Annotated in this window: 24 protein-coding genes and 1 tRNA gene; 9 read left to right on the forward strand and 16 right to left on the reverse strand. The window is 71.4% G+C overall.

The window, feature by feature from the left end; genetic code table 11:
- The first annotated feature begins 4 nt into the window (after positions 1 to 4).
- Positions 5 to 2,080 (forward strand): DUF2156 domain-containing protein, encoded by a 2,076-nt coding sequence (locus RWS82_RS14915; protein WP_314651722.1) that lies wholly within the window; start codon positions 5 to 7, stop codon positions 2,078 to 2,080.
- Positions 2,081 to 2,082: 2 nt separating this feature from the next.
- Here RWS82_RS14915 and RWS82_RS14920 read toward each other — a convergent pair whose 3' ends face one another.
- On the reverse strand, positions 2,083 to 3,399 hold the full coding sequence (locus RWS82_RS14920) for an MFS transporter (RefSeq protein ID WP_314651724.1): 1,317 nt from the start codon (positions 3,397 to 3,399) through the stop codon (positions 2,083 to 2,085).
- A gap of 69 nt (positions 3,400 to 3,468) precedes the next feature.
- Here RWS82_RS14920 and RWS82_RS14925 point away from each other — a divergent pair, with 69 nt between their 5' ends.
- On the forward strand, positions 3,469 to 4,080 hold the full coding sequence (locus tag RWS82_RS14925) for a TetR/AcrR family transcriptional regulator (RefSeq protein WP_314651726.1): 612 nt from the start codon (positions 3,469 to 3,471) through the stop codon (positions 4,078 to 4,080).
- 35 nt (positions 4,081 to 4,115) lie between these two features.
- On the opposite strand, the gene RWS82_RS14930 is transcribed toward RWS82_RS14925, so the two are convergent.
- The 9 genes from RWS82_RS14930 to RWS82_RS14970 form a co-directional block, all read right to left on the reverse strand.
- The gene (locus RWS82_RS14930) at positions 4,116 to 4,526 is read right to left on the reverse strand and encodes a DUF4870 domain-containing protein (RefSeq protein WP_314651727.1); all 411 of its coding nucleotides are present in this window, start codon (positions 4,524 to 4,526) and stop codon (positions 4,116 to 4,118) included.
- Between the two features lie 153 nt (positions 4,527 to 4,679).
- Entirely contained in the window at positions 4,680 to 5,228 is a 549-nt protein-coding gene (locus tag RWS82_RS14935) for a hypothetical protein (RefSeq protein WP_314651728.1), read from the reverse strand.
- 96 nt (positions 5,229 to 5,324) lie between these two features.
- On the reverse strand, positions 5,325 to 5,765 hold the full coding sequence (gene arfB / locus RWS82_RS14940) for an alternative ribosome rescue aminoacyl-tRNA hydrolase ArfB (RefSeq protein ID WP_314651729.1): 441 nt from the start codon (positions 5,763 to 5,765) through the stop codon (positions 5,325 to 5,327).
- Between the two features lie 30 nt (positions 5,766 to 5,795).
- Positions 5,796 to 5,868, reverse strand: a tRNA-Met gene (locus tag RWS82_RS14945).
- Positions 5,869 to 5,952: 84 nt separating this feature from the next.
- Positions 5,953 to 7,389, reverse strand: a complete 1,437-nt coding sequence (locus tag RWS82_RS14950) for a DUF6716 putative glycosyltransferase (RefSeq protein WP_314651730.1) — start codon at positions 7,387 to 7,389, stop codon at positions 5,953 to 5,955.
- Positions 7,386 to 8,258 (reverse strand): N-acetylneuraminate synthase family protein, encoded by an 873-nt coding sequence (locus RWS82_RS14955; protein ID WP_314651732.1) that lies wholly within the window; start codon positions 8,256 to 8,258, stop codon positions 7,386 to 7,388. Before RWS82_RS14955 ends, RWS82_RS14950 begins: the two co-directional genes overlap by 4 nt.
- A gap of 95 nt (positions 8,259 to 8,353) precedes the next feature.
- On the reverse strand, positions 8,354 to 9,598 hold the full coding sequence (locus RWS82_RS14960; protein WP_314651734.1) for an acylneuraminate cytidylyltransferase: 1,245 nt from the start codon (positions 9,596 to 9,598) through the stop codon (positions 8,354 to 8,356).
- Position 9,599: 1 nt separating this feature from the next.
- Positions 9,600 to 10,973, reverse strand: a complete 1,374-nt coding sequence (locus RWS82_RS14965) for a polysialyltransferase family glycosyltransferase (protein ID WP_314651736.1) — start codon at positions 10,971 to 10,973, stop codon at positions 9,600 to 9,602.
- The gene (locus RWS82_RS14970; protein ID WP_314651737.1) at positions 10,970 to 11,950 is read right to left on the reverse strand and encodes a glycosyltransferase family 2 protein; all 981 of its coding nucleotides are present in this window, start codon (positions 11,948 to 11,950) and stop codon (positions 10,970 to 10,972) included. Before RWS82_RS14970 ends, RWS82_RS14965 begins: the two co-directional genes overlap by 4 nt.
- Positions 11,951 to 12,098: 148 nt before the next feature.
- Between RWS82_RS14970 and RWS82_RS14975 the strand changes: the two genes are divergently transcribed.
- The gene (locus RWS82_RS14975) at positions 12,099 to 12,923 is read left to right on the forward strand and encodes a hypothetical protein (protein ID WP_314651739.1); all 825 of its coding nucleotides are present in this window, start codon (positions 12,099 to 12,101) and stop codon (positions 12,921 to 12,923) included.
- A gap of 35 nt (positions 12,924 to 12,958) precedes the next feature.
- Positions 12,959 to 13,249 carry a DUF4229 domain-containing protein gene (locus tag RWS82_RS14980; RefSeq protein ID WP_314651741.1) on the forward strand — a complete coding sequence of 97 codons (291 nt, stop codon included), beginning with the start codon at positions 12,959 to 12,961 and terminating at the stop codon, positions 13,247 to 13,249.
- Between the two features lie 28 nt (positions 13,250 to 13,277).
- Here RWS82_RS14980 and RWS82_RS14985 read toward each other — a convergent pair whose 3' ends face one another.
- Genes RWS82_RS14985 through RWS82_RS14995 form a run of 3 tightly spaced genes read right to left on the reverse strand, consistent with a single transcriptional unit; the run spans position 13,278 to position 15,052 of the window.
- Positions 13,278 to 14,252, reverse strand: a complete 975-nt coding sequence (locus tag RWS82_RS14985; RefSeq protein WP_400190105.1) for a 1,4-dihydroxy-2-naphthoate polyprenyltransferase — start codon at positions 14,250 to 14,252, stop codon at positions 13,278 to 13,280.
- A gap of 38 nt (positions 14,253 to 14,290) precedes the next feature.
- Positions 14,291 to 14,581, reverse strand: a complete 291-nt coding sequence (locus tag RWS82_RS14990) for a DUF4287 domain-containing protein (protein WP_314651742.1) — start codon at positions 14,579 to 14,581, stop codon at positions 14,291 to 14,293.
- 9 nt (positions 14,582 to 14,590) lie between these two features.
- Positions 14,591 to 15,052, reverse strand: a complete 462-nt coding sequence (locus tag RWS82_RS14995) for an Lrp/AsnC family transcriptional regulator (protein WP_314651743.1) — start codon at positions 15,050 to 15,052, stop codon at positions 14,591 to 14,593.
- A gap of 72 nt (positions 15,053 to 15,124) precedes the next feature.
- Between RWS82_RS14995 and RWS82_RS15000 the strand changes: the two genes are divergently transcribed.
- Positions 15,125 to 16,564 (forward strand): DUF6421 family protein, encoded by a 1,440-nt coding sequence (locus RWS82_RS15000; protein WP_314651744.1) that lies wholly within the window; start codon positions 15,125 to 15,127, stop codon positions 16,562 to 16,564.
- A 91-nt stretch (positions 16,565 to 16,655) separates the two neighbouring features.
- Positions 16,656 to 17,312 (forward strand): SDR family oxidoreductase, encoded by a 657-nt coding sequence (locus RWS82_RS15005; RefSeq protein WP_314651746.1) that lies wholly within the window; start codon positions 16,656 to 16,658, stop codon positions 17,310 to 17,312.
- A gap of 123 nt (positions 17,313 to 17,435) precedes the next feature.
- Here RWS82_RS15005 and RWS82_RS15010 read toward each other — a convergent pair whose 3' ends face one another.
- Positions 17,436 to 18,851: an MFS transporter gene (locus RWS82_RS15010; protein ID WP_314651748.1), complete on the reverse strand. Its 1,416-nt coding sequence runs from the start codon at positions 18,849 to 18,851 to the stop codon at positions 17,436 to 17,438.
- Between the two features lie 81 nt (positions 18,852 to 18,932).
- Between RWS82_RS15010 and RWS82_RS15015 the strand changes: the two genes are divergently transcribed.
- Positions 18,933 to 19,997, forward strand: coding sequence for a low specificity L-threonine aldolase (locus tag RWS82_RS15015; RefSeq protein ID WP_314651750.1), 1,065 nt, complete (start codon positions 18,933 to 18,935; stop codon positions 19,995 to 19,997).
- A gap of 85 nt (positions 19,998 to 20,082) precedes the next feature.
- On the opposite strand, the gene RWS82_RS15020 is transcribed toward RWS82_RS15015, so the two are convergent.
- The gene (locus RWS82_RS15020; RefSeq protein WP_314651752.1) at positions 20,083 to 20,685 is read right to left on the reverse strand and encodes an NUDIX hydrolase family protein; all 603 of its coding nucleotides are present in this window, start codon (positions 20,683 to 20,685) and stop codon (positions 20,083 to 20,085) included.
- 25 nt (positions 20,686 to 20,710) lie between these two features.
- Here RWS82_RS15020 and RWS82_RS15025 point away from each other — a divergent pair, with 25 nt between their 5' ends.
- Together RWS82_RS15025 and RWS82_RS15030 are read left to right on the forward strand one after the other, a co-directional pair.
- Positions 20,711 to 21,367 carry an alpha/beta hydrolase-fold protein gene (locus RWS82_RS15025; protein ID WP_314651753.1) on the forward strand — a complete coding sequence of 219 codons (657 nt, stop codon included), beginning with the start codon at positions 20,711 to 20,713 and terminating at the stop codon, positions 21,365 to 21,367.
- 256 nt (positions 21,368 to 21,623) lie between these two features.
- Complete coding sequence (locus RWS82_RS15030) at positions 21,624 to 23,318, forward strand: ATP-binding cassette domain-containing protein (RefSeq protein ID WP_314651755.1); 1,695 nt, start codon at positions 21,624 to 21,626, stop codon at positions 23,316 to 23,318.
- A gap of 25 nt (positions 23,319 to 23,343) precedes the next feature.
- Here the strand turns inward: RWS82_RS15030 and RWS82_RS15035 are convergent, their stop codons facing one another.
- Entirely contained in the window at positions 23,344 to 23,751 is a 408-nt protein-coding gene (locus tag RWS82_RS15035; protein ID WP_314651756.1) for a DUF6157 family protein, read from the reverse strand.
- Positions 23,752 to 23,775: the final 24 nt, after the last annotated feature.

Here is a 23,775-nt window from a genome sequence, read left to right on the forward strand (position 1 = left end):
GCGCATGACCGAGGCACGAGAGCCCTCCTCGCATCCGGTGCTCGGCGTGCTGCGGCGGATGCCCGCGACGCTGACGTTCGTCGCCCTGATCCTCGTGGTGGGCGTGGTGTGGCAGGGCCTGTGGCGGCCGTTCGAGGACTCGGCCCTGTTCGCCGAGGTGGCGTACGGCCTCCCGCAGTTCGCGGAGGGGCGATGGTGGACGCCGCTGACCGGAACCTTCTTCGTCAATGAGCCGTGGGTGTACCTGTTCACGATCTCGGGCTTCTGGGGCATGGGGTATCTCGAGTACCGTCGCGGATCGCTGGTCGCCGTCGCGTACTACGCGATCGGGCAGCTGTTCGCGATGTTCGCCACGGCGCTCGTGCTCCTCGTGCTCTCGCAGTTCCCCTGGGAATGGGCCACGACGCAGGCGCAGGCACTCGACGTCGGAGCATCCGGGGGCACCATGGCGTGCATCGCCGCCGCCGTCGGACTCTTCCGCGCGCCATGGCGCGTGCGCGGCTGGCTGGTTCTGCTGGGGTTCGTCTTCATCGCGATGCTGTTCTGGGGCACGCTCGCCGACCTCGAGCACCTGCTCGCGGTGCTGCTGATCCTGATCGTCGACCGGTCGCTGCGGGTGCGCCGCACGACGGTGCGCGAGCAGCGGTTGATCGCCGTCATCAGCGTGCTCGTGCTCGGCGCGGTCGAGATCATCACGGTGCTCGTGCCGACGAACGGCCCCTTCGGGCCCACCGAGCCCGCCTCCGGCGGGTTCATCGACCTCGCGATCGACCTCGTGGTGATCGCGGTGCTCACCAGCGGACTGCGCCGCGGACGGCGGTGGGCCTGGGTCATCGCGCTACTGCTGGGGACGTTCAACGTGCTGCTCGCGGCGCTCATCGTCGCCCTCATCACGATCACCAGCCAGGCGGAGGTCGACCTGCGGTGGGACGGCGAAACCGAGCTCGCCCTCGCGAACGGGATCCTGTGGGTGGTCGTGATGGTCTTCCTCGTGGCGGTGCGGGGCGCGTTCCGGGCGCGACGCCGCTCGATGCTCGGGGCCTCGCCGGCACCCGATGTCGACGATGTGAAGAACGCGCTGCGGGCGCACGGCGGCGGCACCCTCTCGTGGATGGCGACGTGGGAGGGCAACGCCTACGCCCGGGTGGCGGGCGGGGTGGTCGCCTACCAGCGCCGCAACGGCGTCGCGCTCGCGCTGGCCGACCCGATCGGACCGTCGGATGCTCGCGGCGAGGCCGTCGCCGACTTCATCCGCGCCGCTGAAGGGGCGGGACTCGTGCCCTGTTTCTTCAGCGCCGACGAAGCCACCCGTGCCGCCGTGCCGGAGGGGTGGCGCAGCCTGGTCGTCGCCGACGACACCATCGTCGACCTGCCCGGGCTGGAGTTCACCGGAAAGCAGTGGGCCCCCGTCCGCACCTCGCTGAACCGGGCGGGGCGCGAGGAGATGACCTTCCGTCTCACCCGTCTGAAAGACGAGCCGTGGGGCATCCGCCAGCAGTTGCGCGCGATCTCAGAGGCGTGGGTCGGCGACAAGGACCTCCCGGAGATGCGGTTCACCCTCGGCACGCTCGAGGAGGCCGCCGACCCCGAGGTGCGGATCGCCTTGGCGGTGGCCCCCAACGGCGACGTCGACGGCTTCCTGTCGTGGCTCCCGGTGTACGGCGAGGGCGGGGCGGTGCGCGGCTGGACCCTCGACCTCATGCGCCGGCGCGAGGGCGGGTTCGGTCCGGTCATGGAGTTCCTGATCGGGGCATCCGCTCGCCGGTTCTCGGAGGAGGGCGCCGAGATCATGTCGCTCTCGGGCGCCCCCCTCGCTCACGAGTACCCGCCGGATGCCGGACTCATCGCCGCGCTCAGCGACCGGCTCTCGGAGGCGCTCGAGCCGGTCTACGGGTTCGCGTCGCTGCACCGCTTCAAGCAGAAGTTCCACCCCCGCTACGAGACCCTGTACCTGCTGTACCGCGACGAGAGCGACCTCGCCCGGATCGGTGGCGCCCTGACCCGGGCCTTCCTTCCGGATGCCACGCTGCGGCAGTTCGCCGGCGCCGGCCTCGAGTTGGTGCGGGGCGGCGGAGACTGACCTCAGGCGCGGACGGCGGGTGACGACGGCTCGTCGACGGGCGTCACGGGTGCGCCCGTCGCATCGAGCGGACGGCCCGAGGTTTCCGGTGTCGTCGCGGCGTTGCGGATGTGCGCGCGGAACACGACCACGGCCGCGATCGCCATGAGAACGACGCCCAGCCAATACGGTGCGGCGTGGCTGACCATCGCGTAGAGGGCGGCGGCGATGAGCGGGGCGGCGGTGTTCATCGCCGCCGTGAGCGACTGCGTGACCCCGCCGAGCCAGCCCTGCTCGTCGTCGCCGACGGCGTTCGACATCGCGCCGTCCATCGCGGCCTGCGATGCTCCCTGGCCGGCTGCGAGCATCAGCGCGCCGACGATGAACACCCACGGCTGCGCGAGCACCGAGGCCACGATCGCGAGAGCGGCGAGGCCGAGCGCCTGCGCGGCGATGGCGCTGACGACCACGCCGCGCTCGCCGATGCGGGGCAGCAGAATGGCGAGCAGCACGCCCTGGATGAGGATGTCGATGACGCCCACCCCCGCGGTGAGCAGACCGATCTGCGTCGGGCCCCAGGAGAGGGAGTCGAGGGCGAGCACGCTGAAGTTGTTCACGAAGAAGCCGAACGGCAGGGCGAGCAGCGCGAAGGCGATGAGCAGGGCGCGCAGTTCGCGACGGCCGAACGCGTTGCGGAATACGGCGAACGGATGCACGTCGCGCGCGCGGATCTCGGTGATGCGGTTCTCGGGGGCGAGGCTCTCGGGCAGGAGGAAGAGGCTGAGCACGGCGATGGTGAGAGCCACGCCCGCGGTGAGGAACACGGGCAGCCGCAGATCGACCGCCGCGAGGACGCCGCCGAGCGCCGGGCCGACCATCATGCCGATGCCGGAGAGCGCGCCGAGCAGACCGAACCGCTGCGCCCGCTTCTCGGGCGGTGTGATGTCGGCGAGGTAGGCGAAGAGAGCGGGCATGTCGCCCGCCGTGAGCCCTTGGATGACCCGCGCGAGCACGAGCACCCACAGAGCGCCTCCGATGCCGAACATCGCCATCGAGAGCGCGGCGAAGAAGGCTGCGCCGATGATGACGGGCCGGCGCCCGAACCGGTCGGACAGGCGTCCGAGGAACGGTGCGACGAGGAACGCGCAGAGGCCGTTGATCGCTTCGAGCACGCCGACCCAGATCGCGAGGTCGGTCTCGTGGGTGACGTACTGCAGCACGACGAACGGGAGGACGGGAAGAACGATTGTCATGCCGACGACGGTGAGCATCGTCAGCACGACGAGCATGATCCAGGCGCGGCGGGACGTGCGCGCAGAAGGTGTTGTGAGTGAAGTCATACCGAAAGTGTAGCGATACCAGTTTTGTAGTCAATACGGTTTCGGCTCGGATGCAGCTAAGGTGAAGGCATGGCAGATCCCGCACCGATCGGCAGACGCGAGCGCAAGAAGGCCGCCACCCGCAAGAACATCTCCGACGTCGCCACCCGCATGTTCCTCGAGCGCGGCTTCGACAGCGTGAGCATCCGCGAGGTGGCGGATGCCGCCGACGTCTCCCCCACGACCGTGTTCGCGCACTTCCCCCAGAAGGAGGCGCTCGTCTTCGACGAGGACGACGAACAGCGCGATCGACTCGTCGGAGCGGTGCGCGACCGTGCCGCGGGCACGTCGATCAATCGCGCCATCCACGACTTCTACGCCCGCGAGATCGGCACGAATCTCGATGAGCACGGCGAGGATGTCTCGCGCATGTTCCTGCGGTTCCTCAACGAGACCCCCGCGCTGCGCGATTACGCGGCGAAGATGTGGCTGCGCCACGAAGACGCCCTCGCCGCGGCGATCGCCGACGAGCTGGGGCTGGATGCACCGACCCCCGAGGTCGCGGTCTATGCGCACTTCGTGTTGCAGCTGCAGTTGCTCGTGACCGACAGCGAGAATCAGCTGGCCACCCTCGAGGCCGGCTTCACCGTGCTCGAGCACGGCTGGGCGCGCATCGAGGAGGCGTCGGCCGGTCAGGCGTGACGCCTCCTCGATGCGGAGTGTGGATCGCCCGCGGGTCAACTCCGGAAGAACGGGATCGCGAGCGCCGGGCGGTGAACGACCCGATCGGCGATGACGCAGCCCCGGATCAGCGTGACGAGGCAGTAGATCCCGACCGCGGCCAGGACAAGGGAGGGTCCGATCACCCATGCAGTCGGCTGCCGATCCACCGGCGCCTCCCCCGTGATGACCGCGATGGATGCTGCCGCTACGAGCACGTCGAACCCGTAAAGGGTGACGCTCAGCGCCCAGTTCGCCGCCCACCGGGCGTTCTCGCGGACGACTTCTGAGGGCGACCCTTGGGCATCGGAGCGCTGTGCGAGCGCCACGATCACCGCGATGATCGCCCCGACGCCGGGGATGTAGACGACGAACAGACGGCCCCAGAATCGGCGCCCGCTCGAGAACACTTCGTGCGGGTCGGTCATCGCATGTCCTCCTGTCGAGCCCGCTCCCCCTGAGCGAGCAGCGACAAGGGTGCCACGAACACGAACCGCCCCGGAGAGGCCTGTGGATAACTCGCGGGTCGGGCGCCGGTCAGGCCTGTCCTTCCTCGAGGAGGGGTGTGCATCGCCCGCGGGTCAGCTCCGGAAGAACGGAATCGCGAGCGCCGGGCGGTGAACGACCCGATCGGCGATGACGCAGCCCCGGATCAGCGTGACGAGGCAGTAGATCCCGACCGCGACCAGGACGAGGTAGGGAGCGAAGGCCCACGGTGCCGGCTTCCCGTCGACCGACATCTCCGCCGTGACGACAGCGGCGGCGGTCGGGCCTACGAGGAACACGAATTCGTAGAGAGCGAAGCTCAGCGCCCAGTTCGCCGCCCAACGGGCGTTCTCGCGAACGATCTCGAAGGGCGACCGGCGTGCGCCCGAGCGCTGGACGAGCGCGACGATCAGGGCGACGATCACGCCGGCGTACGGGATGCACACGAGGAAGAGCAGGCCCCAGAATCGGCGCCCACTCGGCGGCATGACGCCGTATGGCCCCTGCACCGCGGGCGAGCCGCTCGCCGGTGGGTACGCCGGAGACTGCGGAGCGGGATACCCGGCGGCCGGCGGTGCGGCATGGGCGGGAGACGTCTGCGGTACAGGTCCGGGGTGGGCCGAAGCATCGTGCGGGTCGGTCATGAGTTCCTCCTGTCGAGCCCGCTCCCCCTGAGCGAGCAGCGACAAGGGTGCCACAAGCACGAACCACCCCGGAGAGGCCTGTGGATAACTCGCCGGTCAGGCGTCGCGCGGGCGCTGACGCATCTTCTTCACGTCGGTGCGGCGGTGTTTGGCGCCCAGCCGGCGTTCCTTCGACCCGCGGCTGGGCTTGGTCGGCCGACGCGGGGCGGCGGGCGGGCGCACCGCCTCGGCGATGAGTGCCGCGAGCCGTTCGCGCGCCGCCTCGCGATTGCGCAACTGCGCGCGATGCTCGGATGCTGCGATCGTGAGCACGCCTTCGACGAGACGGCCACCGAGTCGCGCCAGCAGACGTTCGCGCTGCGCCGGCGACAGCGCGGCGGAGCGCCCTGCGTCCCACACCAGCTCGACGCGGGAGTCGGCGGTGTTCACGCCCTGCCCACCCGGACCCGACGAGCGGGAGAACCGCCACGACAACTCGGCCTCGGGGATCACCAGGTTCGGCGTCACCCGCAGACCGGGGCGCGGAACGGAAGGCATGGCATCCATGATCCCGGATGCCGACCCTCGACGCGACGGCGGGAGTCGAACCCGCAACACCATCAGGTATGAGCTGAGGCCCGGGACCACCCGGATCGCCGCGATGGCCCCGACGTTACCGGCCGATGGGCCGCGCGGCGTGGACATTCCGCGAGATGACCGTGTGCGTCGGTGTGTGACGGGGGCGTCACCGCCGGATCGAGTCCTTCAGCGGGCTCGGTTCGAGCGTGTAGTCGGTGGAGGCATCCGTCCACGTGCGTCCGAGGCCCGACGTTCGGCCGCGCCGCACCGCCGCGAGCGCGCGGGTGGCCGGCGCGCCCAGCGCCAGGGCGACCGCGCCGCCGAGGGTGCGGTCCTCCCGACCGAGCACGCTCGCGCGATGCCACGCCTCGTGCAGCATCCCGCCGCGCGCCGCCGGCACCCGCCGCGCGGGCAGCCCACCGGCGCGGCGCAGGGCGACGAGTTCCTCGACGCGGTCCCACCACGTCGACTCCCGCATCGGGTGAAAGTAGTTGTCGCGCAGCCAATCCGGATGCGGTTGCCGGAAACGACCTCCGACGACCTCGCGGCCGCCGCCCAACAGGCCGCTCCCGATGAACACGGTGTTGAGCAGCGACTTGCGCACCCCGTACGAATCGAGTGCGATCACCGGCACGCCGAGCGCGAGCGCTTCGATCGCGGCGGTCGAGCTCACGGTCACGAGACCGGCGGCGGTCTCGAGCGCCTCGGCCATCGACGCATACGAGAAGACGAGGTTCTCGGGACGCCGCCCCGCGAACAACCCGGTGTAGGAGTCGTGTTCGAGGTGTGTCTCGGCCTCCCCCGGTCGCGACCGCAGCTTCACCACGATGCGCCGCTGCGGGTCGACCTCGGCCGCGCGCACGAGCATCTCGGCGATCTTCTGCCGTTCGCTCCGCTCGGCGGGCACCAGCGCCTGCGCCGCGAACACGATGTCCGTCGCTGCGCGACGCCGGGCCGAGGGCGCGGGTTCCGCGGTGTCGAGAGGGCGCTCGACGAGTGTGGCACCCGCCGTCGAGCCCCCCACCCCGCCGGCGTACGACAGCGCCTGCACCCGGTCGCGATCGGTCGCGAGCATCCGCTCCCGGCCCCGGGCGAACGGCAGCGTCGCGAGCGCGGTCGGCACGTGCACGCCGATGCTGCGGCCCAACTCGGCGAACGCGCGCTCCTCCCGGTGGGAGTGCACCACGAGGAGGTCGGTGTGACGGCGGTACTCCAGAGCACCCCGCTGGGCGGGGATCGCCATTCCCGGCAGCCCCGACACGGTGACCGGACGCTCGGGCAGCGCGTCGATCACGCGGCCCATCAGCCGCACGAACGGCCCGCGCCCGGCGAGCACGACCACATCGGGCCGCTCGCGCGCGAGCCACTGCTCGGCGTCGCGGAACTCGACCCGCACGACGTCTTCGGGGCGGATGCCCGTTCCGGCGAGCGCCGTGCGCTCCTGCGCGGCGCTCACCGTCAGCGGCGTCGACACCAGCAGCAGGCGCGGACGGATGCCCGCGACCGACGCGAGCAGCGACGCCGACCACTTCACGAACGAGTCGGCGTCGGCGATCGCGACGACCCGGAGCCCCGGCTCGACGGCCGGGAGCCGGGTGCTCATGCGGGCACGCGGCGGAGCTTCGCCATGGGGGCGAGCTCGCTGTCGAACACGCGCTTGACCCCGTCGCCGAGCGCCTTCTCGATGACGCGGATGTCGCGGACCAGGTGCTCCAGCCCGGTGGGCTCGAGAGAGGCCGCGTGGTCCGACCCCCACATCGTGCGGTCGAGGGTGATGTGCCGCTCGACGGCGACGGCACCGATCGCGACCGCGGCGAGCGAGATCTGCAGACCGCGCTCGTGGCCCGAGTACCCGACGGGGATGCCGGCGTAGCGGTCGCGCAGCGTGGCGATGGCCCGCAGGTTCGCTTCCTCCGGCTCGAGGGGGTAGGTCGAGGTCGCGTGCATCAGCACCACGCGGTCGGTGCCGAGGGTGTCGAGTGCACGGTCGATCTGCTCGATGGTCGACATGCCGGTCGAGAGGATCACGGGTTTGCCGGTCTCGCGCAGCGCGATGAGCAGCTCGGTGTCGGTGAGGCTGGCGGAGGCGACCTTGTGCGCCACGACGTTCAGTTCCTCGAGGAACGCGACGCTCGGCACGTCCCACGGCGACGCGAACCAGTCGAGGCCTAGCATCGTCGCGTGGTCGCCGATCTCGACGTACTCGTCGCGCCCGAACTCGACACGGCGACGGTAGTCGAGGTAGCTCATGGTTCCCCAGGGCGTCTCTCGGGGCACGTCGCGCATGTGCGCGGGGGTGGAGATCTCGGGCGTGCGCTTCTGGAACTTGACGGCATCCGCTCCCGCCTTCGCCGCCACGTCGATGAGGCGCTTGGCGATGTCGACGTCGCCGTTGTGGTTCAGGCCGATCTCGGCGATGACGTACGCGGGGCGACCGCCCCCGATCACGCGCGATCCGATGCTGACAGTCATGATTCCTCCGGTCGTCGAGCGGTGCGGAACACCCGCCCCTCCTGGCTACGCCGCGAGAGTGAACGACGGTCGACGCCGGGGTTACCGGCACGCGGTCAACGCGACAACACCCGCTCCACGAGCTCGCGCACGGCGCCGTTCCCTCCGGTGCGCGACAGCACGACCCGCGCGGCGGAGCGCACCTCGGGGTGCGCGTTCGCGACCGCCACGGGCCAGCCGACGATGCGCATCGCTGGCAGGTCGTTGACGTCGTTGCCGAGGTAGGCGATGTCGGCGAGCGGGATGCCCTCGCCCGCTGCCCACTCGCGCAACGCCTGCTCCTTGTCGTCGATGCCGTGCAGCACGGGCACCCGCAGCTTGTCGGCTCGCGCGCGCACGACCGGGTTCACCTCGGTCGACAGGATGAGCAGGGGCACGCCGGCCCGCCGCAGGATCGCGACGCCCATCCCGTCCTCCCGGCTCACCCGCACCCGTTCGCCGCCCTCGGCGTCGATGATCGCCGTGTCGTCGGTGTGCACCCCGTCGAAATCGGTGACCACGGCGCGCACGTCGATCGGCTCTGGCACGTCGTGCACGGCGGCGAGCGCCTGCGCGACCCGCAGCTGATGCTCGTCGTCGATCTCGATCGCCGTCCACTCGGGCACCTCGGCGATCGCGATGCGTCCGAAGAAGCGGTGGCGGCTGCGGCGGAAGGCGGCGGCCCGGAACACGTAGAACGCGCCGGTCTCGAGGTGGTGCGGGGCGCGATCCTGCCGCCGTGGTCGGTGCGCGGCGTCATGGTTCACCGCGACGGCGGTCGCGTCGACAGCGCGCTCCCACAGGAAGCCGTAGGTCTCGTGAGCCGCGAACACGCTGTCGGCCTCGTCGGCGCAGACGCGGGCGACGGCCGCGGCGAGCGCGTCGGAGGGCAGGAACGGCGATGTGGCCTGCAGGAAGGCGACGACATCGACGCCTTCCCCCGCAGCGTCGAGCGCATCGAGCGCATGCAGGATCGCGCTCTCCGACGAGGCGGTGTCGCCCGAGAGCTCGGCGGGCCGCCGCACGACGCGCGCGCCCGCCGCGGCGCTGACGGTCGCGATCTCGTCGTCGTCGGTGGAGACGACGATGAGGGGGATGCCCGCGGCCCGCGCCGCGCGGATCGCCCGCACCACGAGGGGGAGGCCGCCGACGCGGCGGAGGTTCTTGCGCGGAACGCCCTTGGACCCACCCCGGGCCGGGATGATGGCCACCACCCGCTCGCCACGCCCCGCCGTCGCCGGCTCAGTCGCCGCCGCGGTCGCCGCTGGACCGGGCGCGGCCTCCTCGGCCCCATTGTGCGTCGTCGTCTTCTCGTCGGTCATCTCATCGTCCTCGCATCACTCGCCACACGCGCCCCGCGCGTCGTCGGACCCCCGCCGCGGTCAGCCGCAGCTGCTCGAGGCGGCCCGTGCCACCGGTCGATCGCAGCATCCGCCGCACCGGCCCCTCGTCCGGCGCGCCGGGCAGGCCCAGGTCGCGCAGTCGTTCGATCGGGAAGTAGCGCTCGCGTTCCTCCGCCGGCAGTGCCGCGAGCAGCGCCGCCGCCCGTTCGCGCAGGTGACGGGCGAGGCGCGGCTGCATCGCGTAGCCGACCGCGTCGACCAGGGCGGTGAGGCGGTCGGGGCCCGCGTACGGCGACGCCTTGCGGGTGAGCGCGTCGACGAGCGTGAGCGGCAGGCGATTGCTGTTCTCGAACGGGGTGAGGCGTCGCAGCAGTGCGGCTGTTCCCACCGAACCGATCGGGATGCCGTGCACGGCTCGCACCGTCGGCAGAGCGGTCGAGAACGCCGCGACGACTCCGCGCGCGCCCAGGCGGGCGGCGAGCACCTCCGCGGCGAGCGCACCGCGGTACTCGGCGAACTCCACGCCGCCCGCGAGCGCGCGCTCGCGCACCGCGCCGGTGTGCAGCAGCGGCGCCGCCGGGTGGGGCTTGAACACGATGCGATCGGGCCGCCAGGCCAGCGCGCGATCGACGAGGTCGCGCTGCAGGGCGATCTCCTCGCGTGCCGACACCAGGCCGAGGGCCGAGAGGTACTGGCCGAGCACGAGCACGGTCGAGGCGCCGTCGTCGAGCGGGCGGCCGGTGTCGTCGACGAGCGGGGCCCCGTCGTCTGTCTCGCCGAGCACCCTCCCGAACGCGGCGGCCGGAACCGGGACGACCTTCGCCGTCGGCGACGCGACCAGCGGAGCGACTCCGGGCACGACGTCGGCGTGCACGACGCGCACGATGCGGGCGGCGACGGTGTGCGGCAGGGCCACGCGCATCGGCGCGTAGGTCATCAAGCCGTCGCCGATGATCGTGATGCGCGCCGAGGGGAAGAGCGACATGAGCGTGCGCGCCGGCGCGACCTGCGGGCTCTGCACGCACAGCTCGATCTCACCCTCGAGGCGCCATGCGCGCCGGAAGAGCCGCTCGAGCCACGGCAGGTCGACGGCATCCGGCTCCCACCCGCTCGGATGCAGCGGCCCCAGCAGCGCCTCGAGCTCGTCGACCCGGTCGAACCGTGCGCGGAGCGGCGCGAGCGCGGCATCCGCGCCGATGCCGACGACGGTCTCGGGCACCCGCGACGACACCACGGGGACCAGCAGCCGATCGGCACTCGCCCCCGTCTTCCCGTCGCCGAGCAGTCCTTCATCGATCGCGGCCGCCGCGGTCGCCAGGCCGTAGGCGCTGTGCAGCGCGAAAATCTGCGTCATGCGCTGCGCCCCGCCTCGCGCAGCACGCCGGCGAGCACCCGGCGTCGCGACCCCTCGGTCGTGGCGATCACCCGGCGCACCTCGTCGCGGGGCAGACGTCGCAGCAGACCGATGATCGCCTCCCGCATCTCGCCCCGCAGGGCCCGCGGCATGCGCCGCGCCCGCACGAGGTGGTGGCTGCTGAGGGCGAGCGCGGTCGCGACGGCCTTCGGCAGGAACCGGTCGGCCTCGTGGTCGCGCGAGACGACGTCGACCACCTCGATCATCGCCCGGGCGAAGTCGAGCTGCCGCCGGTCGCGCACCTGGGTGAGCGAGGTCGAGACACCGCGGCGGTACAGCAGTGCCGGCGCGTCGACCACGGCGAAACCCGACGCGCCGAGGTGCAGCCGCCAGATCCACGGACGATCCTCGGCGGTGTGCAGGCCCTCGTCGAACGCGACCAGACCCGCATCGAGCATGCGCCGATGGAAGATGCCCGCCCACGCGAACGGGTAGTCGACCATGGTCTTCTCCCCCTCCGGCAGGATGCCGTCTCGCGGCGGCACCACGATCTCGCGCCACGGATGCGGTGCCCGCACCAGCATCCGCTCGGAATCGCGCACCGTCACGTGATCGGTGCGCAGGAAGTCGGCGCCCAGTTCGTCGAGCCGACGCGCCAGAACCGCCAGGCGCTGCGGCTGCATCCAGTCGTCGCCGTCGACGAAGCAGAACGCGTCGCCCTCCACATGCGCCAGGCCCTGGTTGCGTGCGCTCGCCAGTCCCCGGGCGCGCGAATTGCTGACCACCTCGGCGTGCGGGAAGCGCTCGGCGTAGCGCCGCATGATCGCGCCCGTGTCGTCGCTCGACCCGTCGTCGATGGCGACGAGCTTCAGCGCGGCCGGATCATCGAACTGACGGGTCAGTGTCTCGAGCGTCGTCGCGACGAAGGCGCCGGCGTCCTTCGCGGGGACGATGGCGGTGACGAGGGGACTGCGCACGGATCTCCCGGGGTGGTGGGTCGCCGCATCGTCTCAGCCGCGCGTTGCCGGCCGGCGACGCGGCGGTGAACGCGGGGTGTCCTGAGCCGCGCGCCGCGCGGCATGTGACGATGGACGGATGCGATGGACGGGGACGAGAGGGCGGCGGATGCTGCGCCGCACCGGCGAGACCCGCGATCTGCGCTGGTGGACTGCGCGGGCCTGGACGAACCGCTGGTACCCCCAGGGCATCGACGTCGGAGTGCTGCGCGGCCGCCGCGCCCTCGCCGTCAGCTGGTTCCGGCAGGAGCGCGACGGCACCCATCTCGGTTCGCGTGTGGTGTTCGTCGACCAGAAACGCGCCCGGCACATCGACGTGCACCTGGCGGTCCTCGGCGACGACGGCGACCTGCGACCGGCGCCGATCCACGCGGGCGGTCTCGCGTGGGTGGGTGACCGGCTGTTCGTCGCCGCCACTCGCGACGGCATCTGGGAGTTCGACCTGGCGGGGCTGCGTCGGGTGCGACGCGGGTTCCTGCGAGGCTCGCGCCTCGTGGCGGTGCGCTCCCGCGTGCATCCGGTCGACCTGCGCTGCTCGTTCCTCGGTCGCACCTTCCACGACGACGGCACCCCGACCGGACGCGTGCTCATCGGCGAGTACCGCCGCGACGACCGGGGCCGCCTCGGCGAGTTCACCCTCCCCGAGGGCCCCGACACGGGCTTCACGCCGCACGGCGAGGTGCGACCGGGCATCCCGCGCATGCAGGGGGTCGTGCGCTGGGGCGACCGCACGCTCGTCTCGCAGTCGTCGCTCATGAACCCCGGAACACTGTGGACCGGCCACGGCGACGCCCTCGCCCCGCACGCGCAGGAACTGCCGCCGGGGTGCGAGGACCTCGCCCTCGACCCCGAGGAGCGCATGCTGTGGACGCTCGGGGAGCATCCGTTCCACCGCGTCGTGCGGGGCATCCCCTTCGCCCGCGTCGGCCTGTGAGGCCGCGCATAGACAGCGGCTCGTAGAATCGGAGGGTGAAGCCCGCGCCTTTCTTCGTCTACACCGTGCTGCGGTTGCTCGCGTTCCTCGTGCCGCTCGCGATCCTCTGGCTGTTCTTCCCGATCTTCCGGGAGTTCTGGTGGCTCGCGGCGATCTTCGCGGCCCTGATCGGCACGAGCATCTCGATGCTGTTCCTACGGCGACCGCTCAGCGAGGCATCAGCGGCGCTCGCCGAACGTCGGGCCGCGCGCTCCCCCCGCCAGGACGACGCCGCCGCCGAGGACGCCGCGGTCGAAGACGCCGAGGGCGACGAACGCCGTAGCTGACCGCGGTAGCTGACCGCCGTACGAAGCCTCAGCCCACGAACGCCCAGAACAGGGCGCCGGCGTACAGCAGCGACGTGAGCGACGTCAGCGCGAGTGCCACGACGAGCTCCTTCGGCTGACGGTAGGTCCACACGATGAGGATCGCCGGGAGGCCGGCGAGGAGCGCGAGCAGCGACAGCCACGCGATCGGGAACAGCAGCGCGAGGACCGCGGCGATGCCGAACGGCACGAGCACGAAGATCGTGAACAGGATCTTCGTGGCCCGGCGGCCGATGAGCACGGTGAGCGTGCGCTTGCCCACGCGACGATCCTGGTCGATATCCCGCAGGTTGTTGGCGAGCAGCACCGCGCAGGCGAACAGACCCGCCGCGATCGCGCCGAGCCAGGCCTGCTGCGGCAAGGCGAAGATCTGCACCCAGGTCGTACCGAGGGTGGCGACGAGTCCGAAGAACACGAACACGAACACCTCGCCGAGGCCCGCGTATCCATAGGGGCGCTTGCCGCCGGTGTAGAACCAGGCGGCGACGATGCAGGCGGCGCCGACCGCGAGCATCCACCACTGCTGCGTGCGCACCACGATCGCCAGGCCCGCGAGGCCGGCGAGGGCGAAGAACGCCAGTCCGACGATCAGCACCGTTCGGGCCTTCACCCGTCCGGAGGCGGTGAGGCGGGCGGGTCCGACGCGCACGGCATCGGTGCCGCGCACCCCGTCGCTGTAGTCGTTGGTGAAGTTGACCCCGATCTGCAGCAGCACGGCGACGGCGAGGCAGAACAGCGCGATCACCCAGTGGAACTCGGGGCCGGTGCTGCGCGCGGCACCGGTGCCGATGAGCACCGGAGCGATCGCGAGCGGCAGGGTGCGCAGACGGGCGGCGCCGATCCAGTCGCCCAGGGTCACGGGCTTCGACACGACCACGGTTCCGCGGTTCGGACCGCTCGCCCGTCGGGCCGGATTGCCGCTCACGCCGGGTGCGGACTTCTTGCGCTTCGAGGATGCTGCCACGCAGGGAATCCTAGTCGTGCCGTCGATGCGGCCCGGCGTCAGGCGTCCGGGTTGGAATCCTTGCCGTCGAGCCAGAGCGTGTCGCTCTTGTCGCCGTGCGCTCCGCCCTTCCCCACATGCTTCGGGTCGATCTTCGGCCCCTTGAGGATGACGTGCACCATCGCCTGCGCGTGCCCGTGTCCGAGCCCGTACTCCTGCTTCAACCAGTTCAGCACCGGTGTGGCCTTCGTCGACTCGTCGAAGCCCTGCTGCGCCGCCAACTCGATGAACTGCCGGGGCGTGAGCCCGGTCTGCGCCTCGATCTTGTCGAGATAGGCCTGGAACGACATGGCAGAACTCTAGTGCGCAGGCGCGGCGTCGGGAAGGACGGGGCGGTTCTCGTAGTAGGTCTGCAGAACCACAGTGGTGCGGGTGTTCACGGATGCCGCGGTACGGATGTCGCGCACGAGATCTTCGAGCGCCCGCGGCGACGCGACGCGCACGAAGAGCATGTAGCTGGCATCGCCCGCGATCGAGTGGCAGGCCTCGATCGCGCTGAGGTGCTGCAGCTGCTCGGGCGCGATGTCGGGCTGCGCGGGGTCGAGCGGGGTGATCTCGATGAACGCCGACAGCGGGGTGCCCACCTGCTCGGGGTCGAGGAGGGCACGGTAGCCCGTCACGACGCCGCGCGTCTCGAGCTTGCGCAGCCGCGACTGCACGGCCGAGACCGAGAGGCCGACGGCATCCGACAGGTGGGCGAGCGTCGCGCGCCCGTCGCGGGTGATCTCGGCGAGGATCTGGCGGTCGACAGCGTCATCCATACGTGTAAGAATATCGTTTGCTTTCCGTATTGACCGGAAAGTTTCCGGCAATTTCCTCGATAGGAGGTCCCGATGTCCATCATTTCCGCCCACAGCTCTGCAGCTTCGGCCATCGTCGGCGAACCCGAGGTCGTCGAGGACGCTGCCACCGCCGAGACCTCCGCCGCCTGGGCGCAGCTCAAGGAAGCCGCCACCGCGATCCGCGAGTTCCAGATCAAGGACGGCTCGATCCCCGACGCCGCCCATCACGCGGCCGCGCGCGACCTCGTCGCAGCGATCACCGCCGGCATTCGCGCGCTCGCCCCCGCCTTCCCGCACGATGCGGCATACCTCGCCGCCTCGGTCGTCGACTTCGACCGCTGGGCTGCGGAAGGCTTCGGCGTCCCCGACTTCCTCGACTCGCTCGTCGCGTTCCAGCCGCAGGAGCACCGCGTCGACGGCATCCGCCACCTCGTCGTGTTCCCGATGTACACGCAGAACGGGTCGAGCGACCGCCTCGTCGAGGCGCTCATCGTCGAGACGATCTGGCCCGAGTTCATCGGCGCCCTCGAGGCCGGCGACTACGGCAACAAGCTGTTCGTCTCGCTGCGTCTGGTCGACTTCACCCCCGGCTACGACACCAACTCGGCCGTGCTGTTCCCCGAGACCGTCGCGATGCGCGAGATCCCCTCGTTCACGTGGGGCGCGATCTTCCAGGACCGCGAGGCCGCCCGTTACCGCCGCGTCACGCGTGCCGCCGCCGAGATCACCAAGCTCGAGCTGCCGGAGCGCGCCGCCGAGATGCTCGACGACCAGGCGCTCACCGAGCGCGCCTTCGTGATGTGGGACATCATCCACGACCGCACGCACATGCGTGGCGACCTGCCGTTCGACCCGTTCATGATCAAGCAGCGGATGCCGTTCTTCCTGTACTCGCTCGAAGAGCTGCGCTGCGACCTGACCGCGTTCCGCGAGTCGGTCAAGATCCAGCGCGGCCTCACCGCGCGCGTCGACGCCGGTGAGGAGCTGCTCGAGACCGAGCAGGACATGCTCGCCCACGCGCCGCTCGTGCAGTACGCGGTGATCTTCGACCGTATCTTCCGCTTCGCGATCACCGGGTCGCGCGTGCGCAACTACGACGGCCTCGGCGGTCAGCTGCTGTTCGCCTGGCTGCACCAGCGCGGCGTGCTGCACTGGACGGACACCGCCCTCGCCTTCGATTGGGACGCGGTGCCCGACGCGGTGGTCGCGCTCGGCGATGCGATCGACGACCTGTACTGGCGTTCGATCGACCGCCCGAAGACGGCGCACTGGCTCGCCGCGTACGACCTCGTGCGCTCGGTGCTCACCCCCCACCCGGCCTCGCAGTGGGCCCGTGGCCTGTCCGACGAGATCCTCGCGGGGGCGCCGAAGGGCTACACCGACGCCGTGCTCGACGACGAGTTCCCGCTGTCGATGTTCTTCGAGGCGCTCGACAAGAAGATGAAGACCGTCATCGAGTCGACCGTCGGCATCCGCGGCACCGACGACTGAACAGAGCGGTTCGTGCTCCTGCGGCCGGACGCGCCGGGCGGACGCCCGCTGATCCGGCCGTAGGAGCGACGGCACGCCACGAGAGGTGAGTATGAAGACGGTCGTTCTCGCGGGCGCCTCCAGCACGGCGGGCCATGCGGTGGCTCGCGCCCTGCTGTCGGCGGGGTGGAGTGTCGTCGCGACCGGTCGGTCTTTGGAGCGCCTGGCCGCGCTGGCCGACGCCGGGGCGCGCGTCGAGGTCGCCGATGCCACGTCGCTCGCCGACATGACGGCGCTCGCGGCGCGTCTCGCGGAGGCGGGCGTGCCGGTGGATGCCGTCGTGCCGCTGGTCGGCGGCTGGCGCGGGGGCGGAGGGCTCGCAGGCCAATCCGACGAGGACTTCCATGCCCTCCTCCCCGCCCTGGAGGCGGTGCGGGCGACCAGCCGCGCGTTCGACGGTGCGCTGCGTGGGGCGGAGGCCGGGCGCTTCGCGATCGTCTCGTCGACCGCGGTCGGCCGACCGCTCGCCGGAGGGGCGAACTACGCCGCGGTGAAGGCGGCGAGCGAGGCATGGACGCGCGCCGTCGCCCAGGGGTGGGCCAAGGCCGCGCGCGAGGCCGGGGAGCCACTGCGCGCAGCATCCGTGGTGTTCCGTGCGAAGGCACTCGACCCCGACCTGCTCGCCGCGCACCTGCTGCGCCTGTGGGACGACGAGACCTCGGACCTCGGCGCGGCGGCGCTGAACGACCGCGTCATCGACCTGGACTGACCGCCGGAGCCGCGCGGTCGGCGGCGCCATCCGCCGCGAGACACCACGCGCGCCGTGAGACACCACGGGCGGCGGGATGTCTCGCGGTCGATGTGGTGTCTCGGGGCCGCTGGCGGGAACCGCTCAGAGCTGCGAGGCGCCGGGAACGATCGGGGGCGCATCCGGCGCACTCCGCTCCGGGGCCGCCGGCGCGTGCGGGTCGGAGTTCTCGGCGGCGATGTTCTGCTCGGGCGCCTCGGCATACAGCTGCGTGAGGGTGCGGTACGACTTCGTGAAGAACGCGAGCGTGCCCGCCACCACCATGATGAGCCCGGCGAACAGGCACACCAACGCGATGCCGCGGGCGTCGCCGTCGCCGAGCAGCCATCCCCACTGGCGCTGCCCCTCGCGGCTCTCCATGAACGGGATGATGAGGAACTCGGCGATCGGCGCGATGAGGAACGCGGTGATCGGCGCGGCCGCGGCTTCCATCGCGGCCGCGACTCCGAACACCCGGCCCTGCCTCTCGAACGGCACCACCTTCTGGATGACCGTCTGCTCGGCCGCTTCGACGGGCGGCACCAGGGCCATGTAGACCCACATGCCCAGCACGTACAGCCACCACCACTCGCGCAGCATGAACACCGCACCGAGCACCCCCATCGCGATCACGACGAGCAGCATGGTGCGCACGGGCTTCACCCCCAGCCCGAACTTCGCCACGAGCCCGCCGCCGATCAGGAAGCCGGTCGAGGCGAACGCCAGCGCGAAACCCCAGGTCTGCGCGTCGAAGAGCGTGAGCCCGTACGGGTCCATCAGGGCCATGTAGACCCCGCCGATGAGGTTGTTGAACGTCGAGAAGACGATCAGCGCGAAGAGGCCGGGGGCCAGGCGGATGGCGCGGACGCTGCCGCCGAAGTCGAGCGCACCCTTCGCCTCGGCGTCGACCTGCGGGTCGCCCTCGGGGATGCGGATGAAGAGCAGATGCACGAACGTCACCGCCATCGCGGCGATCGCGATCGCCAGTGTCCACCCCATGCCGAGGAAGCCGATGGACAGTCCGGAGAAGACGCTGGTGATGAGGAAGGCGATGCCCTGCACCGTGCCGACCAGGCCGTTCGCGTTCGCGCGCCGTTCCTCGGGCACGAGCAGCGTCACCGTCGTGGACAGCGCGATGTTGCGCAACTGCTCGATCACGCCGCCGAAGAGGATGACGGCGGAGAAGAGCCAGAACCACGGCCCGCCGAGGTCGAGGAGGGCCGACTCCGGCTGCGCGAGATACAGCACGCCAGCGGCGAGGAAGGCCACCGCGGAGATCACGCTGGACAGCAGCATGACCGCGTGCTTGCGGTGGCGGTCGACGATCGTACCGAACAGCATGGCGAAGAAGGCGACGAACAGCATGTAGGCGCCGCCGATGACCCCGGTCGCGAGCACCGACTGCGTCTCGATGTAGACCCAGAAAGTGAGCGCGAACCAGAGGAAGCTGGTCGTCACGTTCGCGATCAGCGTGTTCACGAGCACGTTCAGGAACGCCCTGCTCTCCACGGTCCTCTGCATGGATCGAGGGTACGTCCGACCACCGACATCGGACAGGGGCACTTCGCGTCGCCGGGGGTGCCGCCCGACTAGGCTGGATCGGTGACGATTCAGCATGACCCCGCGGTGCGGGGCTTCGCCAGCGACAACTACTCCGGCATCCACCCCGAGGTCCTCGCGGCCATCGCCGAGGCCAACGACGGCCACCAGGGCGCCTACGGAAGCGACGTGTACACGGCGCGCCTGCAGGAGGTCGTGCGTGCGCACTTCGGCGAGGCATCCGAGGCGTTCCCGGTCTTCAACGGCACCGGCGCCAACGTCACCGGGCTGCAGTCGATGCTGCCGCGCTGGGGCGCGGTCATCGCCGCCTCCACCGCCCACATCAACGTCGACGAGGGCGGCGCCCCCGAGAAGATCGGCGGCTTCAAGCTGCTCACCGTGCCCACCGACGACGGCAAGCTGACCCCCGAGCTGATCGACCGCGAGGCCTGGGGCTGGGGCGACGAGCACCGCGCACAGCCGCTCGTCGTGTCGATCACCCAGTCGACCGAGCTGGGCACCCTGTACACGCCCGACGAGGTGCGCACGATCGCCGACCACGCGCACGGTCACGGCATGAAGCTGCACATGGACGGCGCGCGCCTGTCGAACGCGGCCGCGGCCCTCGATGTGCCGTTCGCCGCGTTCACCCGCGACGCCGACGTCGACGTGCTCAGCTTCGGCGGCACGAAGAACGGCGCCATGCTCGGCGAGGCGGTCGTGGTGCTGAACCCCGAGGCATCCGACGGGCTCGTGTACTCGCGCAAGTTCAACATGCAGCTGTCGTCGAAGATGCGCTTCGTGTCCGCACAGCTCTTGGCGCTGCTCGAGGGCGACCTCTGGCTGCGCAACGCCCGGCACGCCAACGCGATGGCCGCGCGTCTGCGCGGTGAGATCGAGCGGGGCATCGCCGCCGGCACGATCACCGGCGTCTCGTTCACCCAGCCCACCCAGGCCAACGGCGTGTTCGCCACCGTCCCGGACGGCGTCGCCGACCGCCTGCGCGAGTCGTTCCGGTTCTACGACTGGGACGCGGCGCGCAACGAGGTGCGCTGGATGTGCTCCTTCGACACCCACGAGGACGACGTCGACGCGTTCGTCGCCGAGCTCTCGCGCCTCACGTCCTGACGGGCGCGCGGCGCCTCGACGCCGCAGCCGGTCCCGGGCGGGCCGCGCCTCAGCGCAGCAAGCCGGTCCCTGACGGGGCCGCGCCTCAGCGCAGCAGGCCGAGGTGCGCGAGCGCCTGCCGGATAAGCGTGCCGCGGCCGCCCTCCATCTCGGCCCACACCGCGTCGGAGCCGGCGGCCTCGGGGGAGAACCAGGTGACCTCCAGCGCGTCCTGCCGCGGCTCGCACGTGCCCGTCACGGGCACGACGTAGGCCAGCGACACCGCGTGCTGACGGTCGTCGTGGTACGCGCTCACCCCGGGGATCGGGAAGTACTCGGCCACCGTGAACGGCAGGGGCTGCGGCGGCAGCAGCGGGAACGCCATCGGACCGAGGTCGTTCTCGACGTGGCGGAACAGGGCGTCGCGGATGGTCTCGCCGAACCGCACGCGCCCCGACACGATCGTGCGGGTGATCTCGCCCAGGGGCGTGGAGCGCAGCAGGATGCCGATCTCGGTCACCTGCCCCGAGCCGTCGGTGCGCACCGGGATCGCCTCGACGTAGAGCATCGGAAGATGTCGACGGGCCTCTTCGAGCTCGATGTCGCTCAGCCATCCGGGGTTCGCGTCGGGAGCCGGCGGTTGCCCGCCGCCGAACGCGCCCATGCCGTCGTCGGGCTCGGGGTCGGGATCAGGTGTGCGCACCGCCATCCCTCTTTTGTACCAGCATGGGAGGATGCGCGACGAGCTGATGATCGACGACTCCGCCACCCTCTGGGCACCCGGCGACCGGGAGGGGCGTCCACTTCTCGTGCTGCTGCACGGCTACGGCGCCGACGAGCACGACCTCCTCGGCCTCGCCGGATACCTGCCGGACGGCATCGCCGTGGCATCCGTCGCCGCTCCCCTCGCACCGCCCTTCCCCACGCCCGGTCGCTCCTGGTACCCGATCGAGGGCCTCGACGGACGGAGCGCGGATGCCGTCACCGCCGCCGCGCGTGCCCTGCTGGGGTGGCTCGACACCGCCGCCGCCGACGCCCCCTCCGTCGCTCTGCTCGGATTCTCGCAGGGGGCCGCCGTCTCGCTGCAGGCCCTGCGTCTGGCACCGGAGCGGTTCGGTGCCGTGGTCGCGCTGAGCGGGTACGCGACGCCTGGCGAGCTGCCCGCGGACGAGACCCTGCGTGCCTCGCGCCCGGCGGTGTTCTGGGGGCGCGGTTCGGCCGACGACGTGATCCCGCCGGCGCTGATCGCCCACACCGCGCAGTGGCTGCCCGATCACGCCGACCTGTCGGGACGCGTCTACATGGGACTCACGCACAGCATCTCCGAGGAGGAGCTCGGCGACGTGCACCGGTTCCTCTCCGACTGGCTCGACCGGGTCGCCGCGCACTGACACGGGGTACCCGGCCGCGTACGACAGACTCGCGACACGCCCGGGTTGCAGGCGTACCGCGGGCCGGGTATCGTCGTCTCGTCCTGTCCGCCGTGTCTGGAAGTCCCTTGATCTGATCCGTCGCCTCCGCGCTCCTCTTCCCGCGCGCTGACCCGACGATCGCCGACTCCACCGGCCACCTCCGCCCCGCCGCACCTCTCTCGCGTGCCGCATCGGGCGCGGCGTCAGTGCACCCCGCACTCGACAGGAGACACCCATGTCATCCACCCCCTCCCCCGCGGTCGTGCTCGACCGTCTCTCGTTCACCTGGCCCGACGGCTCGACCGCGATCGACGCCGTGTCGGGCGCATTCACGGCGGGCCGCACCGGCCTCGTCGGCCGCAACGGTGCCGGCAAGTCGACACTGCTGCGCCTGATCGCCGGTGACCTGACCCCCTCATCCGGAACCGTGACGACGAACGGCGAGGTCGCGTACCTCCCGCAGCAGCTCACCCTCGACGTCGACCGGCGCGTCGCCGACCTGCTCGGGGTCGCCGGGCCGCTCGATGCGGTGCGCGCGATCGCCGCCGGCGACGTCGATCCGGCGCACTTCGACGCGGTCGGCGACCAGTGGGACGTCGAGGCGCGAGCCGAGGCATCCCTCGCCGAAGCGGGCCTGGATCCCGCGCTCCTCGACCGGCGCGTCGGGCAGCTCTCGGGCGGCGAGGCGGTGCTCGTCGCCATCGCCGGCATCCGTCTGCGGGGCGCACCGATCACCCTGCTCGACGAACCGACGAACAACCTCGATCGCGACGCCCGTGCGGCACTCTCCCGCCTGGTCTCGACGTGGAAGGGCACGCTGATCGTGGTCAGCCACGATGTGTCGCTGCTCGAACAGATGGATGCGACGGCCGAACTGTACGGCAGCACGCTGAGCGTATTCGGCGGCCCGTACTCCGAGTGGCGCGCGTGGCTGGATGGCGAGCAGGATGCCGCCCGGCAGGCCGAACGCGATGCCGCGCAGGCCATGCGCAAGGAGAAGCGGCAGCGCATCGAGGCCGAGGTCACGCTGGCGCACCGCGCCCGCACGGCGAAGAAGGCCGAGGCCGAGAAGCGCGTGCCGAAGATCATCGCGCACGGACGCCGGATGGCCGCCGAGGTGTCGGCGGGCCGGTTGCGCACCGAGGTCGGTGCGAAGGAGGATGCCGCGCGCGCCGCGCTCGACGAGGCGGGTCGCCGCGTGCGCTCCGACGACACGATGAGCATCGAGGTGCCCGACCCCGGAGTGACGCGTTCGCGGCGGATCGTCACGGTCGGCGACGGGGAGCGCTCGTGGGTCGTGCAGGGCCCGGAGCGCGTCGCGGTGATCGGCCGCAACGGCGCGGGGAAGACCACGCTGCTCGAACGGCTCGTCGCCGGCCGCGCCCACAACTCAGGACCCGTGGACGACGGACGGCAGAGGCCGGCCGAGGATCTGCGGTCGGAGGGGGCGGATGCGGCGGCGGCGGAGTCAGGTGTCCTGAGCTGTGGCGCGCCGACGGCGACCGGCGAGCTGCATGTGGAGCACGTCGGCTACCTGCCGCAGCGGGTCGACGGGCTCGACGACGCGCGATCCGTGCTCGACAACGTGCGGGAGGTGGCGCCACGGGTTCCGGAGAAGGAACTGCGCAACCGGCTCGCTCGGTTCCTCATCCGCGGCGGAGCCGTCGATCGGCCGGTCTCGGCGCTCTCGGGCGGCGAGCGGTTCCGTGTCGCGTTGGCCGCGCTGCTGCTGGCCGACCCGGCACCGCAGTTGGTGCTGCTCGACGAGCCGACGAACAACCTCGACCTCGACACGGTCGACCAGCTCGTGGCCGCGCTCACCGCCTATCGCGGCGCGGTGCTGGTGGTGAGCCACGACGACGCCTTCCTCGACCGGCTCGACCTCGACCTGCGCCTCGAGATCGACCCGGAGGGCGTGCGAGAGGTGTGAGCGGGCCGACCGGCCCGCGCCCGCGTCAGGCGCGCTTGTTGCGCATCGCCCGCGTATGCCGCAGCGCGGGGTCGGCGGCGAGCCGCGCGTACTCCTCGGAGTCGCGCGCGACCAGAGCGACCCGGCCCTGCGCATCGTGGTGCAGACCCCAGCCGTAGCGCTTGCCGAGCGGCGAGGAGCGCAGGCACGGGCGTCCGACCGAGAAGAACTCCTCGCGTGTGGCGGCGTCGTCGACATCGACGCCGCCGCGCAACGCGTAGGTGGCGAAGACCACGTCGTCGGATGTGCGGGTGTACGGATTCTCGCTGAGGAGTCGATAGTGCAGTGCCGCGATCGACGGGTTCTCAGCGACGGGCGGCTCCTCGCCGTGCGCGGCGGGGCAGTCGTCGGCGACCTCGATGAAGGTCGCCGCGTAGTTCGTCGTGTGCGCCATGGATACAGCATGCGCCCTGCCTCC

The organism is uncultured Microbacterium sp., assembly GCF_963528945.1.
Lineage (GTDB): Bacteria > Actinomycetota > Actinomycetes > Actinomycetales > Microbacteriaceae > Microbacterium.

Excerpts from the sequence above, each read along its gene's own strand:
- RWS82_RS14935 (WP_314651728.1), bottom strand. The coding sequence starts at position 5,228 with ATGACCGACCCGCACGATGCTTCGGCCCACCCCGGACCTGTACCGCAG.
- RWS82_RS14920 (WP_314651724.1), bottom strand. The coding sequence starts at position 3,399 with ATGACTTCACTCACAACACCTTCTGCGCGCACGTCCCGCCGCGCCTGG.
- RWS82_RS14975 (WP_314651739.1), top strand. The coding sequence starts at position 12,099 with ATGCTGCGCCGCACCGGCGAGACCCGCGATCTGCGCTGGTGGACTGCG.
- RWS82_RS14915 (WP_314651722.1), top strand. The coding sequence starts at position 5 with ATGACCGAGGCACGAGAGCCCTCCTCGCATCCGGTGCTCGGCGTGCTG.
- RWS82_RS15000 (WP_314651744.1), top strand. The coding sequence starts at position 15,125 with ATGTCCATCATTTCCGCCCACAGCTCTGCAGCTTCGGCCATCGTCGGC.
- RWS82_RS14995 (WP_314651743.1), bottom strand. The coding sequence starts at position 15,052 with ATGGATGACGCTGTCGACCGCCAGATCCTCGCCGAGATCACCCGCGAC.
- RWS82_RS15020 (WP_314651752.1), bottom strand. The coding sequence starts at position 20,685 with ATGGCGGTGCGCACACCTGATCCCGACCCCGAGCCCGACGACGGCATG.
- RWS82_RS14955 (WP_314651732.1), bottom strand. The coding sequence starts at position 8,258 with ATGACTGTCAGCATCGGATCGCGCGTGATCGGGGGCGGTCGCCCCGCG.
- RWS82_RS15030 (WP_314651755.1), top strand. The coding sequence starts at position 21,624 with ATGTCATCCACCCCCTCCCCCGCGGTCGTGCTCGACCGTCTCTCGTTC.
- RWS82_RS14925 (WP_314651726.1), top strand. The coding sequence starts at position 3,469 with ATGGCAGATCCCGCACCGATCGGCAGACGCGAGCGCAAGAAGGCCGCC.
- arfB (WP_314651729.1), bottom strand. The coding sequence starts at position 5,765 with ATGCCTTCCGTTCCGCGCCCCGGTCTGCGGGTGACGCCGAACCTGGTG.
- RWS82_RS14990 (WP_314651742.1), bottom strand. The coding sequence starts at position 14,581 with ATGTCGTTCCAGGCCTATCTCGACAAGATCGAGGCGCAGACCGGGCTC.
- RWS82_RS14930 (WP_314651727.1), bottom strand. The coding sequence starts at position 4,526 with ATGACCGACCCGCACGAAGTGTTCTCGAGCGGGCGCCGATTCTGGGGC.
- RWS82_RS15010 (WP_314651748.1), bottom strand. The coding sequence starts at position 18,851 with ATGCAGAGGACCGTGGAGAGCAGGGCGTTCCTGAACGTGCTCGTGAAC.
- RWS82_RS14965 (WP_314651736.1), bottom strand. The coding sequence starts at position 10,973 with ATGACGCAGATTTTCGCGCTGCACAGCGCCTACGGCCTGGCGACCGCG.
- RWS82_RS14950 (WP_314651730.1), bottom strand. The coding sequence starts at position 7,389 with ATGAGCACCCGGCTCCCGGCCGTCGAGCCGGGGCTCCGGGTCGTCGCG.
- RWS82_RS14960 (WP_314651734.1), bottom strand. The coding sequence starts at position 9,598 with ATGACCGACGAGAAGACGACGACGCACAATGGGGCCGAGGAGGCCGCG.
- RWS82_RS15005 (WP_314651746.1), top strand. The coding sequence starts at position 16,656 with ATGAAGACGGTCGTTCTCGCGGGCGCCTCCAGCACGGCGGGCCATGCG.
- RWS82_RS15035 (WP_314651756.1), bottom strand. The coding sequence starts at position 23,751 with ATGGCGCACACGACGAACTACGCGGCGACCTTCATCGAGGTCGCCGAC.
- RWS82_RS15025 (WP_314651753.1), top strand. The coding sequence starts at position 20,711 with ATGCGCGACGAGCTGATGATCGACGACTCCGCCACCCTCTGGGCACCC.